Below are 12,448 nucleotides of genomic sequence, written 5' to 3'. Positions count from 1 at the left end.
CCGGGCCGCGGTCGCCTCGGTAGCGCGCGCGATGCCGGGCCTGTTGCTGGCCGCCGGCCTGCTGTTCAGCGTCCTGACAACGTGGGCGCAGGATGTACTGCCCGTGCCGGCGCTGACGGCGCGGGTGATGGACAGCACCGGGACGCTCGATGCCGCGCAGCGCCAGGCGCTGGAGGCCAAACTCGCGGCTTTCGAGCAGGCCCGCGGCGCGCAGGTGGTGGTGCTGATGGTGCCGACCACCGCACCGGAAGACATCGCCGCCTATGCGCAGCGAGTCGGCGACAGCTGGAAGATCGGACGCAAGGACGTCGGCGACGGACTGTTGCTCGTGGTGGCGAAAAACGACCGCAAGGTGCGCATCGAAACCACCAAGACGCTGGAGGGTGCGATCCCCGACCTGGCGGCGCGCCAGATCATCGACCGTGCCATCACGCCACGGTTCCGGCAGGGCGACTTCGCCGGCGGGCTCGACGCGGCCATCGACCAGATCATCGCCCTGATCAAGGGGGAAAACCTGCCCGTGCCCGATGCACAGGCAGGCAGCCCGGGCGGCAAGGGTTTCAACTGGACCGACATCGCGGTGTTCCTGTTTTTTGCGGTTCCGATAGGGGCCCGGCTGATGTCGGGCATCTTCGGACGCAAGCTGGGCGCCCTGGTGACCGGCAGCGCGGTCGGCGGCCTGGCCTGGTTTTTCACCAGCAGCCTTCTGATTGGTGGCGTCGCCACGCTGATCGGTGCGGTGTTTGCCCTGATCGCCAGCGTGGGCTCGCTGGGCTCCGCCGGGCGCGGGGGACGATCCTCTGGCTGGGGCGGTGGCGGCTTTGGCGGTGGCAGCAGCGGCGGCTGGGGTGGCGGCGGTGGAGGCGGCTTCAGCAGCGGTGGCGGTGGTGATTTCGGCGGCGGCGGCGCATCGGGGAGTTGGTGAACATCATGATCAGCAAGCTCAAGGTCCTGATCCGGCACCTGTGGCTGGATGCCTCCGACACGGCGCGAGCCATCCCGCCCGACCTGCTGGACCGGCTGGCGCGGCGCGTGGCCGCCAGCGAGCGGCGCCACAGCGGAGAGATCCGCATCTGTGTCGAGTCTTCACTGCCCGCCAGCTACCTGTGGCGGCTGGGCAGTAACACCCCCATCAATGCCCTCATACGCGAACGCGCAGTGATGATGTTTGGCAAATTGCGCGTCTGGGACACCGAGTACAACAACGGCGTGCTGATCTATGTGCTGCTGGCCGAACACGCCATTGAAATCGTGGCCGACCGCAGCGTGGCCAGGCATGTGAGCCCGGCGCAGTGGCAGGCCATGGTGGCCCACATGGCCAGTGCGTTTCGGGAAAAGCGTTATGAAGACGGGCTGACCCAGGCGCTGGAAGAAACCTCGGCGGTGCTGATGCAGCACTTTGCTGTGAGCGCAGGCCCTGACGGCGCCGAGCCCGGAGCCAACGAACTGCCCGACACCCCCCTGCTGCGCTAAGCCGGGGGCACTCACGGCACCATGAGCACGCCCAGAGCGGCGACCACAGCCACCAGCACGAGAAGCCGCTTGAGCCACACGTGGCGCCAACGTCTGGCCTTGCGCCCGGGCTCCAACTCTTCCGCCCACGTCAAACTGTCCAGAATGCTGTCCATTGGTGTCGCCTTGTCTTCCGGTTGAACTCCTGGGAGCCTGTCGGGCTTGGGAATCGTCGACGCCCCAAGCCCGACAGGCTCCTGGAGACAATAACGCCCGCCGGCGCACCCTGCTGGCCCTTCTCGTGTCCAGCTGTTACAGCAACTCCTGATTTGATAGCTGTTCGCGCCCGCCAGACAAGGGGAAAGCATCAATTTGGCATAAAAAATGGCTCCGCAGGTGCAGCGCATCCGCAACAGCCGGCCGCGCGGCGCCGGACCTGGGCCCGGACAGGAAACGGGTCGCGCCCATGAAAAAAGCCCCGGCCTGACGGGCGGGGCTTTTTGGTGGGGCGATTCCGCTTATTTTTTCTGGCGGAACTTGCGCAGGGCCGCAATCTGCGCGGCCATCACGGCCAGCTCGGACTGGGCCATTGCGATATCAATATCGGTTTTGGCATTTTTCAGCGCCTCCTCGGCGGCGGCTTTGGCGGCGGTGGCCTTGGCTTCGTCGAGGTCCTTGCCGCGGATGGCGGTGTCGGACAGCACCGTGACACAGTGGGGCTGCACTTCGAGCAGGCCGCCGGCCACGAAAACAAACTCTTCCGAACCATCGGCCTTTTCAATACGCACAGCACCGGGCTTGATCCGGGTGATCAGCGGCGTGTGACGTGGGTAGATCCCCAGCTCGCCCGCCTCGCCCGGCAAAGCCACGAATTTGGCCTCGCCGGAAAAGATGGACTCTTCCGCGCTGACAACATCGACATGGATGGTGTGTGAGGTGTCCATGACTTAGACCTTCTTGGCCTTCTCGAACGCCTCGTCAATCGTGCCGACCATGTAGAAAGCCTGCTCTGGCAGGTGGTCACACTCGCCGGCCACAATCATCTTGAAGCCGCGAATGGTTTCAGCCAGGGTCACGTACTTGCCGGGCGAACCGGTAAACACTTCAGCCACGTGGAATGGCTGCGACAGGAAACGCTGGATCTTGCGGGCGCGGGCCACGGCCAGCTTGTCTTCAGGCGCCAGTTCGTCCATGCCCAGAATCGCGATGATGTCGCGCAGTTCCTTGTAGCGCTGCAGCGTGCCCTGCACGGCACGGGCCGTGGCGTAGTGGTCTTCACCAACGACGTTGGGGTCGAGCTGGCGGCTGGTCGAATCGAGCGGGTCCACCGCAGGGTAGATACCCAGCGAAGCGATGTCACGCGAAAGCACCACGGTGGAGTCCAGGTGGGCAAAGGTGGTCGCTGGCGACGGATCGGTCAAGTCATCGGCCGGCACGTAAACGGCCTGGATGGAAGTGATGGAGCCGACCTTGGTGGAGGTAATACGCTCCTGCAGACGGCCCATTTCCTCGGCCAGCGTCGGCTGGTAACCCACGGCGGAAGGCATGCGGCCCAGCAGCGCGGACACTTCGGTACCGGCCAGCGTGTAGCGGTAGATGTTGTCCACAAAGAACAGCACGTCACGGCCTTCGTCACGGAAGGACTCGGCAATCGTCAGGCCGGTCAGCGCGACGCGCAGACGGTTTCCTGGGGGCTCGTTCATCTGGCCGTAAACCATCGCAACCTTGGACTCGCCGAGGTTCTCGAGGTTCACGACGCCGGAGTCGGCCATCTCGTGGTAGAAGTCATTGCCTTCGCGGGTACGTTCACCCACACCGGCAAACACGGACAGACCCGAGTGCGCCTTGGCGATGTTGTTGATCAGCTCCATCATGTTCACGGTCTTGCCGACGCCGGCGCCGCCGAACAGTCCGACCTTGCCGCCCTTGGCAAACGGACACACCAGGTCAATCACCTTGATGCCGGTTTCCAGCAGTTCCTGCGAAGGGCTCAGCTCGTCATAAGCCGGGGCCTTGCGGTGAATCGGGGCGGTGAGTTCCTGGCTGACGGGGCCACGCTCGTCAATCGGCGCACCCAGCACGTCCATGATGCGGCCCAGTGTGGCCTTGCCCACGGGCACCGTGATGTTGGCGCCGGTGTTGTACACCACGTTGCCGCGGCGCAGGCCGTCCGAGGTGCCCAGTGCGATGGTGCGCACAATGCCGTCACCCAGCTGCTGCTGGACTTCCAGCGTCAGCGCGGAGCCTTCCATCTTGAGCGCGTCATAGATCTTGGGCATCTGGTCGCGCGCAAATTCCACGTCCACCACAGCACCAATACACTGAACAATCTTGCCTTGAGCCTGAGCCATGATTGAGTCCTTTTCCGTTCTTTAAATCTTGAATCGCGGTTTAAACCGCTGCGGCACCGGCGACGATTTCCGAAAGTTCTTTCGTGATCGCCGCTTGACGCGTTTTGTTGTAAACCAATTTGAGTTCGCCAATCACGCTGCCGGCGTTGTCCGTGGCGGCCTTCATGGCCACCATGCGGGCCGACTGCTCGGACGCCATGTTTTCGGCGACCGCCTGGTAAACCAGCGCTTCGACGTAACGGACCAGCAGGTCGTCAATGACCGTCTGTGCATCAGGCTCATAGATGTAGTCCCAGCCGTGCTGATCCTTGTCAGCCTGCAGCCGGTCTGCCGTCAGCGGCAGCAACTGCTCGACCACGGGCTCCTGGCGCATGGTGTTGATGAAGCGTGTGTAGCAAAGGTAAACCGCATTGATCTTGCCCTCGCTGTACGCATCCAGCAGCACCTTGACCGGCCCGATCAGCTTGTCCAGATGGGGTTTGTCGCCCAGCTGCGTCGCATGCGACACCACCTGCGCGCCGATCCGGTTCAGAAAGCCCAGGCCCTTGTTGCCGATGGCCACCGACTGGATGCCCTGACCCGCCGCCTGCATGTCCTTGAGCTTGACCGTGACCTGACGCAGCAGGTTGGTGTTCAAACCGCCGCACAGGCCCTTGTCGGTCGTGACCACGATGAAGCCGCCGGCCTTGGCATCGTTGACCTGCATGAAGGCGTGGGTGTACTCGGGATTGGCCTGGGCCAGATTGGCCGTGATGTTGCGAATCTTGTCGCTGTAAGGTCGGGCAGCGCGCATCCGTTCCTGCGCCTTGCGCATTTTGGAGGCCGCCACCATTTCCATGGCTTTGGTGATCTTGCGGGTGTTTTCCACCGACTTGATCTTGCCGCGTATTTCCTTGCCTGCTGCCATATTGCTTCCTAAATGGTTTCTAAGCCCTGGGCTTTGATGTCTTCAGGTCCGAATCAGGCAAACGACTTCTTGAACGCAGCCACGGCCGTGGTCATTTCTGCCTCGGCGTCCTTGTCCATCGCCTTGGCCGCTTCGAGCTTGGCCATCAGTGCTGCGTGCTTGTCCTTGAGGTAACTATGCAGGCCGGCTTCAAAAGCCAGGACCTTCTTGACCTCGACATCGTCCATGAAGCCCTTGTTCACTGCAAACAGCGTGGAGGCCATGTTGGAGATGGACAGCGGCGAATACTGCGCCTGCTTGAGCAGTTCGGTCACGCGGGCACCGCGGTCGAGCTGCTTGCGGGTGGCCTCGTCCAGATCGGAGGCGAACTGCGCAAACGCAGCCAGCTCACGGTACTGGGCCAGATCGGTACGGATACCGCCGGACAGGTTCTTGATCAGCTTGGTCTGGGCAGCACCACCGACGCGCGACACCGAAATACCGGCGTTGATGGCGGGACGGATACCGGCGTTAAACAGGCTGGTTTCCAGGAAGATCTGGCCGTCGGTGATCGAGATCACGTTGGTCGGCACGAAGGCGGACACGTCGCCGGCCTGCGTTTCGATGATCGGCAGGGCCGTCAGCGAACCGGTCTTGCCCTTGACTTCACCCTTGGTGAAGTCTTCGACGTATTTTTCGTTCACGCGCGCGGCGCGCTCGAGCAGACGGCTGTGGAGATAGAACACGTCGCCGGGATAGGCTTCGCGGCCTGGCGGACGACGCAGCAGCAGCGAGACCTGGCGGTAAGCCACGGCCTGCTTGGACAGGTCGTCATACACAATCAGCGCGTCCTGGCCGCGGTCGCGGAAGTACTCGCCCATGGTGCAGCCGGAGTAGGCGCTGACGTACTGCATGGCAGCCGATTCGGAAGCAGAAGCTGCCACGACGATGGTGTAGTCCATCGCGCCGGCCTGCTCCAGCGAACGCACCACGTTCTTGATCGACGAGGCCTTCTGGCCAATCGCGACGTAAACGCAGGAGACGCCCTGGCCCTTCTGGTTGATGATGGCGTCAATCGCCACAGCCGTTTTACCGGTCTGGCGGTCACCGATGATCAGTTCGCGCTGGCCGCGGCCGACGGGCACCATGGAGTCGATGGACTTCAGGCCGGTCTGCAGGGGCTGGTCAACCGATTTACGGGCAATCACGCCCGGTGCGACCTTTTCGATCACGTCGGTCATCTTGGCGTTGATCGGGCCCTTGCCGTCGATAGGCTGGCCGAGGGCGTTGACCACGCGGCCAAGCAGCTCGGGACCGACCGGCACTTCCAGAATGCGACCCGTGCACTTGACGGTGTCGCCTTCGGCGATGTGTTCGTATTCACCCAGAATCACCGAGCCGACCGAGTCGCGCTCGAGGTTCAGCGCCAGGCCGTAGGTGGGCGTTCCGTCCGCCGTGGGCGGGAATTCCAGCATCTCGCCCTGCATCACATCGGACAGGCCATGGACGCGGACGATGCCGTCGGACACCGACACAACGGTACCCTGGTTACGGATGTCGGCACTGACAGTCAGGCCTTCGATACGGCTCTTGATCAGTTCAGAAATTTCTGCGGGATTGAGTTGCATGACTCTTTCCTTCTTTCTATGTTGTTGGCTAAAAACCTGGGTGCTGCGCCTTGGCGTCAGCTCAGGAAATCAGCGCCACTTTCATTTGCTCTAAACGGGCTTTCACCGAGGTGTCCAGCACCTCGTCACCCACCACGACACGCACGCCGCCGATCAGGGCCGGCTCCAGCTCCACCGTGAGGTTGAGCTTGCGGCCAAAGCGCTTTTCCAGCGTCGCCGCCAGATCGGCCAGTGCCGCACCCTCAAGCGCAAAGGCGCTGTAAACGGTGGCATCGGACGAACCGCTCTTCGCATTTTTCAATGCGCGGAACTGGCTGGCAATTTCCGGCAGAACGCTGATGCGGCCGTTGTCGATCACGGCGCGCAGGAAGTTTTTCGCAGCTTCCGGCAACGTTGCCTTGACAACACCGGCGATCACGTCGAACGTCAGCGACGCCGTCACGCTGGGGTTGCCGGCAAACTGCTGCAACTGGACATTGCTCGCGACGGCCGCCAGCTCATCGAGCCAGGTCGAGGTGCCGCCCAGGTCAGACCCGGAGGCCTTGAACAGGGCTTCAGCGTAAGGACGGGCAATGGTGGCTAGTTCGGCCATGGTGACACCCCTCTCAAAGTTCGGTCTTCAGGCGGCCCAGCAAGTCAGCATGCACACCGGCATTGACTTCCTTGCGCAGAATCTGCTCGGCACCCTTGACAGCCAGTGCGGCGACCTGCTCGCGCAGGGTCTCACGGGCCTTGACGGTTTGCTGCTCGGCTTCGACCTTGGCAGCGGCAATGATCTTGTTGCCTTCTTCCGCAGCCTTGGCCTTGGCCTCTTCGATCATGGACTGGGCGCGGCGCTCCGCTTCAGCCAGGCGCACGGCCGACTCATTGCGCGACTTGGCAAGCTCTTCTTCCACGCGCTTGTTGGCAACGGAGAGTTCGGACTTGGCCTTGTCGGCGGCAGCGAGGCCTTCAGCGATTTTTTGGGCACGCTCGTCCAGCGCTTTCGTAATGGGCGGCCACACAAATTTCATTGTGAACCACACCAGGATCGCGAAAACAATCGCCTGGACGAACAGGGTTGCATTAATACTCACGGCAACGCCTTTCTGTCGGGGTTGTGACGATTACTTCAGCACAAAGGGATTGGCAAACGCGAACATCATCGCGATACCGACACCGATCAGGAAAGCGGCGTCAATCAGACCTGCGAGCAGGAACATCTTGGTTTGCAGTTCATTCATCAGCTCAGGCTGGCGGGCAGCTGCTTCGAGGTACTTGCTGCCCATGATGCCGATGCCGATACATGCGCCGACAGCGCCCAGGCCAATGATCAGGCCAGCGGCCAATGCGACGAGACCGAGAACGTTTTCCATTTAAAGCTCCTATGGATTTAAGTTAACTAACAAACAAAAGAAAGAAAGAGAAACCAGACTGACAAACTCAGTGATGATCGTGGGCCTGGCCCACATACACCAGGGTCAGCATCATGAAGATGAAGGCCTGCAAGGTGATGATCAGAATATGGAAGATGGCCCACACGGTGCCGGCCAGAACATGGCCGATCGGCAGCAGGATGCCCGGCAGCGACATGGCGGCAGCACCACCCATCAGGGCGATCAGCATGAAAACCAGTTCGCCGGCATACATGTTGCCGAACAGTCGCATGCCGTGAGAAACGGTTTTCGCCGCAAACTCGATCATCTGCATCAGGAAGTTGATGGGCCACAAGATGGGATGGCTGCCGAAAGGTGCCGTGAACAGCTCATGCACCCAGCCGCCCGCGCCCTTGATCTTGATGTTGTAGGCAATGCAGACCAGCAACACGGACATCGACAGGCCCAGCGTGGTCGAAAGATCGGCGGTCGGCACGACGCGCATGTAGGCATGGTGCGGATCATGGCCAGTCGCCGCAAACACCATTTCCCAGATTTTGGGCAGCAGATCGACGGGCAGCAAGTCCATCGCGTTCATCAGGAAAATCCAGACAAACACGGTCAGCGCCATGGGCGCCACCAGCTTGCGGCTTTGCGCGTTGTTGATGATGCCCTTGGCCTGGCTGTCGACCATCTCGACCAGGATCTCGACGGCGGCCTGGAAGCGGCCCGGCACGCCGGCGGTTGCTGCGCGCGCAGCCTTCCAGAGGAAGAAGCTGCCAACCACACCCAGGAGCAGCGCCCAGATGATGGAGTCGAGGTTGTACACCGAGAAGTCAATGACACCGCTCATTGGCTTGTTTTGCCAATGGGTCAGGTGGTGACCAATGTATTCGCCGGCGGTAGGTCCGTTTGCAGAAGCCATCTATCTACTCGTCTCGTTAAGTTGGGTGGATACCGGGGCGCCTGGGCTTGAACCAGAGCACACCCCAATACACTTTCATCGCCACTATCAGGCCCGCCAACATGGCAGGCCAGCTCAAATCTTCAATCAGCCGCGGCGCCGCGAACAACATCGCGATCGTCAGGCCTATCTTGACCATTTCCCACAAAAAGAACCCGAGCACCGCAGCGCCCGCATTCATGGAAGACACCTTGCTGGTCAGCCCGCGCACAAAAAGCGCCGCAGGGATCACCACCGCCAGCGCGCCGTAGAACGCCGACCAGGCCACGTTTTGTCTTCCGGTCAAAGCCCAGGCAACACAGGCCACCAGGACTCCGGCCACCAGTTGCCCGGCCACCACCCACCAGGGCGACAGCGAAGGACTGGCTTCGCGCAGCTTCTGCGCTTCTTCGCGCGTCAGCGGCTTGAAATTTTCTTCCCCCGCCTCAGTTACCTGAGTCGGAGCCTTTGCCAACGGAAGAACCACCGAATCTGTCATTTTGACCATCACAAATTACGAGCAGGTTACAGGCCGGTTATTAGCAAAGCCCTTGATTATACGTAGAAACCCGCCCGTTCCTGAAAGTCCCCGCACCAAACTTTGGCGGGAGGCATGGCCGCGCGGTCCACAGGGGGACGTTTTGCAAGCGACAATCCACTTCCCGGCCGCTGCAGGCCCCGCCACTGGCGGGTCATTGCCGCTCTTGCAGCGCGTCATTTTTGAAAGACCCTTGCATGCCTGCCCTGATGAAATTCCTCCATATCGCCGCCGCCATCGTGTGGCTGGGCGGCATCAGCTTCATGCTTTTTGCGCTGCGGCCTGCCGCCGCCGCGCAACTGCCCCCGTCGCAGCGCCTGCCGCTGATCGCACTCGTCTTGCAGAAGTTTTTTGTGCTGGTCTGGCCCGCCATAGCGCTGCTGCTGTTTACCGGCCTGGCCATGCTGCTGGCCGTCGGCATGAAAAACGCGCCGCTGGGCTGGCACCTGATGTTCGGCATCGGCCTGCTGATGTTTGCGCTGTTCGGTCATCTTTATTTTGGCCCCTACCGGCGCCTGAAACTGGCCGTGGCTGCCGCGGACTGGCCCGAGGGCGGACGCCGTGTCGGCCAGATCGCCACCCTGGCCATGAGCAACCTGGTGCTCGGCACCCTGGCCATTGCGGCCGTGATTTTCTGGGCCTGAGGGTGCGGGCCGCCAGCGTGATGTCGATGGACGAAACACGCTGTCCTCCGGTCGGGGCGCGGCCATGAGCACACGCAGAAAACGCAGCACGCCATCACCCTCCTGGACGGACCGCTTCACCAAGGGAATCAGCCGCGAAACGCTGGCAGCCCACCCGTGGCTCAAGCCGGTGGCGCATCACCTGCGCGAACCCGGGCTCTGGCATGTGCAGCACGAGGCCGTGGCCCGCGGCGTCGCCATCGGCCTGTTCTGGGCGTTTGCATTACCTGTCGCCCAGATCCTGGTGGCCGCCGTCCACTGCATCTGGTGGCGCGGCAACATCCCGGTGGCCGCCGGCGTGACGCTGATCACGAACCCGTTCACCGTCGGCTTCTGGCTCTGGCTGGCTTACAAGCTGGGCAGCCTGATCCTGGGCATCGCACCCCACGAGGTGGCCGCCGGCAGCGCAGCGCTGGAGGCGGCGTCAGCCAGCGCCGGCTTCGATGTCATGGGCTGGCTGGAGCGTTTTGGCTGGCCGGCCGTGCTCGGCATGGCCATTTTTGCCGTCGCCGGCTCGGCCGGCGGCTATGTGCTGGTCAACCTCATCTGGCGCTTTCGCGTCTGGTTCAAGCGGCGTGTCCAGCGTCATGGCCGCTAGCGTCAAACACAGCCTGCGCGACAATCCTCTCCCCACCTTTTTTTGAATCCCATGATGAGCACTTCCAGCCCCGCTTCGATCACGCCCCTGCCCGCCACACCGTGTTACCTGAACGGCGAATACACCGCGCTGCGGGACGCCAAGGTCAGCGTGATGGACCGCGGCTTCATCTTCGGTGACGGCGTCTACGAGGTGGTGCCGGTGTATGCCGGTCAGCCCTTCCGCTTTGCCCAGCACATGGCACGGCTGGACCGCAGTCTGGCGGAGTTGCGCATCGCCAATCCGCTGTCCCACGTCCAGTGGCGCGAGATCACGCTCAAGTTGGTCGCCGACTACGCGCTGCAGATGCACACCTCGGCGGAAAAAACCGACCAGCTGGTCTACATCCAGATCACCCGCGGCGTGGCGCTGCGCGACCATGTGATGCCGCCCGACCTGACACCCACCGTGTTTGTCATGACGAACACCATGAAGCCCCCGACGCCCGAGCAGCGCGCGCACGGCGTGGCCTGCGTCACCGCCGACGACTTCCGCTGGAGCAAGGCCCACATCAAGAGCACCAGCCTGCTGGGCGCGGTGTTTGCGCGCCAGATCAGCGCCGACGTGGGCGCGGTGGAAACCGTGATGTTCCGCGACGGCTTCCTCAGCGAAGCGGCCGCCTGCAACGTCTGGGTCGTGCAGGGCGGCAAGGTACTGGGCCCGCCCAAGGACAACCTGGTGCTCGAAGGCATTCGTTACGGCCTGATCGAGGAGATCTGCCGCGATGCCAGTATCCCGTTTGAACTGCGCCGGGTCAGCCGCGAGGAAGTTTTCGCCGCCGACGAGCTACTGCTGTCGTCGGCCACCAAAGAGGTGCTGGCCGTCACCACGCTCGACGGCAAGCCCGTCGGCAACGGTCAGCCCGGCCCGGTTTACGCGAAGCTGCACGCGGCCTACCAGCGCGCCAAACAGGCGCAGACGGAGAAGGCATGAACACCCCACCCAAACCGCCCGCGCCAGGCGAAACGCCGCGCCAGGAGTCGCTGATCGAATACCCCTCGCTGTTTCCGATCAAGGTCATGGGCGAAAAGGTCGACGGGCTGGTGCACGCCATCACCATGGTCGCCCATCAGTTCGACCCGGCGTTTGACGCGACCACCATCGAGCTGCGCGAAAGCAAGGGCGGCAAATACCTGGGCGTGACCATCACCGTCACCGCCACCTCCAGGGAGCAGCTCGACGAGCTGTACCGCACGCTGTCAACCCACCCCATGGTCAAAGTGGTGCTGTAAGGCACCCGCATGCAAAAGCCTGCCATGTCCTTTGATGTGCGCCAGCTCGGCCGGGTGGACTACCCGCCCACCTACGCAGCCATGCAGGCCTTCACCGCCAGCCGCCGTGAAGTTACAAGCCAAACAGGCCTCCAGCCCAATCAGGACGTGCGCGACCAGCTATGGATTTGTGAGCATCCACCGGTCTATACACAAGGATTGGCCGGCAAGCCTGACCATGTGCTGGCCCCCGGCGACATTCCGGTGGTGCAGACCGACCGCGGTGGCCAGGTCACGTATCACGGCCCGGGCCAGGTGGTGGCCTACCCGCTGATCGACCTGAAACGCGCCGGCTATTTCGTCAAGGAATATGTCTACCGCATCGAAGAAGCAGTCATCAAGACGCTGAGGCATTTCGGCGTGACCGGGCACCGCGTGACGGGCTCGCCCGGCATTTATGTCCGTCTCGCGGACCCGGCCTCGCACGCGGCGCTGAGCGGCCCGCTCAACCCGGCCGACCCTTTCCGCGGCCTGGGCAAGATCGCCGCGCTGGGCATCAAGGTCAGCCGGCACTGCACCTACCATGGCGTCGCGCTCAATGTGGCGATGGACCTCGAACCCTTCTCGCGCATCAACCCCTGTGGGTATGCCGGGCTGCAAACCACAGACCTTTCTACAATCGGGGTATCGGCCAGCTGGCAGGAGGCCGCGGACGTGCTGGGCCACAAGCTCGTCACCTACCTCGCGCCCTGACCACATTCCTT

At 62.6% G+C, this 12,448-nt stretch carries 17 protein-coding genes; 7 read left to right on the top strand and 10 right to left on the bottom strand.

Annotated features, from left to right (window positions below; genetic code table 11):
- The first annotated feature begins 31 nt into the window (after nt 1-31).
- Both B7X65_RS20760 and B7X65_RS20755 read left to right on the top strand, forming a co-directional pair.
- The gene (locus B7X65_RS20760; protein ID WP_293596198.1) at nt 32-925 is read left to right on the top strand and encodes a TPM domain-containing protein; all 894 of its coding nucleotides are present in this window, start codon (nt 32-34) and stop codon (nt 923-925) included.
- 5 nt (nt 926-930) lie between these two features.
- Nucleotides 931-1,473, top strand: a complete 543-nt coding sequence (locus B7X65_RS20755; RefSeq protein ID WP_293596169.1) for a TPM domain-containing protein — start codon at nt 931-933, stop codon at nt 1,471-1,473.
- Nucleotides 1,474-1,484: 11 nt separating this feature from the next.
- Here B7X65_RS20755 and B7X65_RS20750 read toward each other — a convergent pair whose 3' ends face one another.
- The 10 genes from B7X65_RS20750 to B7X65_RS20705 form a co-directional block, all read right to left on the bottom strand.
- Nucleotides 1,485-1,628 carry a hypothetical protein gene (locus tag B7X65_RS20750; RefSeq protein WP_293596168.1) on the bottom strand — a complete coding sequence of 48 codons (144 nt, stop codon included), beginning with the start codon at nt 1,626-1,628 and terminating at the stop codon, nt 1,485-1,487.
- A gap of 342 nt (nt 1,629-1,970) precedes the next feature.
- The gene (locus B7X65_RS20745; RefSeq protein WP_293596167.1) at nt 1,971-2,396 is read right to left on the bottom strand and encodes a F0F1 ATP synthase subunit epsilon; all 426 of its coding nucleotides are present in this window, start codon (nt 2,394-2,396) and stop codon (nt 1,971-1,973) included.
- A 3-nt stretch (nt 2,397-2,399) separates the two neighbouring features.
- Nucleotides 2,400-3,803 carry a F0F1 ATP synthase subunit beta gene (gene atpD / locus B7X65_RS20740; protein ID WP_096668774.1) on the bottom strand — a complete coding sequence of 468 codons (1,404 nt, stop codon included), beginning with the start codon at nt 3,801-3,803 and terminating at the stop codon, nt 2,400-2,402.
- A gap of 40 nt (nt 3,804-3,843) precedes the next feature.
- A complete protein-coding gene (gene atpG, locus B7X65_RS20735) occupies nt 3,844-4,710 on the bottom strand; it encodes a F0F1 ATP synthase subunit gamma (protein WP_293596166.1) in 867 nt (288 codons plus the stop codon).
- A 53-nt stretch (nt 4,711-4,763) separates the two neighbouring features.
- On the bottom strand, nt 4,764-6,317 hold the full coding sequence (gene atpA, locus B7X65_RS20730) for a F0F1 ATP synthase subunit alpha (protein ID WP_096668778.1): 1,554 nt from the start codon (nt 6,315-6,317) through the stop codon (nt 4,764-4,766).
- A 61-nt stretch (nt 6,318-6,378) separates the two neighbouring features.
- Complete coding sequence (locus B7X65_RS20725) at nt 6,379-6,909, bottom strand: F0F1 ATP synthase subunit delta (RefSeq protein WP_293596165.1); 531 nt, start codon at nt 6,907-6,909, stop codon at nt 6,379-6,381.
- Nucleotides 6,910-6,922: 13 nt separating this feature from the next.
- Nucleotides 6,923-7,393, bottom strand: a complete 471-nt coding sequence (locus B7X65_RS20720) for a F0F1 ATP synthase subunit B (RefSeq protein WP_096668782.1) — start codon at nt 7,391-7,393, stop codon at nt 6,923-6,925.
- A gap of 30 nt (nt 7,394-7,423) precedes the next feature.
- Entirely contained in the window at nt 7,424-7,672 is a 249-nt protein-coding gene (gene atpE, locus B7X65_RS20715) for a F0F1 ATP synthase subunit C (RefSeq protein ID WP_096668784.1), read from the bottom strand.
- 67 nt (nt 7,673-7,739) lie between these two features.
- On the bottom strand, nt 7,740-8,597 hold the full coding sequence (gene atpB / locus B7X65_RS20710; protein ID WP_293596164.1) for a F0F1 ATP synthase subunit A: 858 nt from the start codon (nt 8,595-8,597) through the stop codon (nt 7,740-7,742).
- A gap of 16 nt (nt 8,598-8,613) precedes the next feature.
- The gene (locus B7X65_RS20705; protein WP_293596197.1) at nt 8,614-9,123 is read right to left on the bottom strand and encodes an ATP synthase subunit I; all 510 of its coding nucleotides are present in this window, start codon (nt 9,121-9,123) and stop codon (nt 8,614-8,616) included.
- A 239-nt stretch (nt 9,124-9,362) separates the two neighbouring features.
- Between B7X65_RS20705 and B7X65_RS20700 the strand changes: the two genes are divergently transcribed.
- From B7X65_RS20700 to lipB, 5 genes are all read left to right on the top strand, one after another.
- On the top strand, nt 9,363-9,797 hold the full coding sequence (locus tag B7X65_RS20700) for a CopD family protein (RefSeq protein WP_293596163.1): 435 nt from the start codon (nt 9,363-9,365) through the stop codon (nt 9,795-9,797).
- Nucleotides 9,798-9,861: 64 nt separating this feature from the next.
- Complete coding sequence (locus tag B7X65_RS20695) at nt 9,862-10,434, top strand: DUF2062 domain-containing protein (RefSeq protein ID WP_293596162.1); 573 nt, start codon at nt 9,862-9,864, stop codon at nt 10,432-10,434.
- Between the two features lie 54 nt (nt 10,435-10,488).
- On the top strand, nt 10,489-11,406 hold the full coding sequence (locus B7X65_RS20690; protein WP_293596161.1) for a D-amino acid aminotransferase: 918 nt from the start codon (nt 10,489-10,491) through the stop codon (nt 11,404-11,406).
- Nucleotides 11,403-11,705, top strand: a complete 303-nt coding sequence (locus B7X65_RS20685; protein ID WP_293596160.1) for a DUF493 family protein — start codon at nt 11,403-11,405, stop codon at nt 11,703-11,705. The genes B7X65_RS20690 and B7X65_RS20685 overlap by 4 nt, the downstream gene beginning before the upstream one ends.
- A 24-nt stretch (nt 11,706-11,729) precedes the next feature.
- A complete protein-coding gene (lipB, locus tag B7X65_RS20680) occupies nt 11,730-12,437 on the top strand; it encodes a lipoyl(octanoyl) transferase LipB (RefSeq protein WP_293596196.1) in 708 nt (235 codons plus the stop codon).
- The last annotated feature ends 11 nt before the right edge of the window (nt 12,438-12,448 follow it).

Origin of the sequence: Polaromonas sp. 39-63-25 (genome assembly GCF_002278925.1) — a bacterium.
Lineage (GTDB): Bacteria > Pseudomonadota > Gammaproteobacteria > Burkholderiales > Burkholderiaceae_C > Polaromonas.
This window is presented reverse-complemented; position numbering and strand designations above follow the sequence as displayed.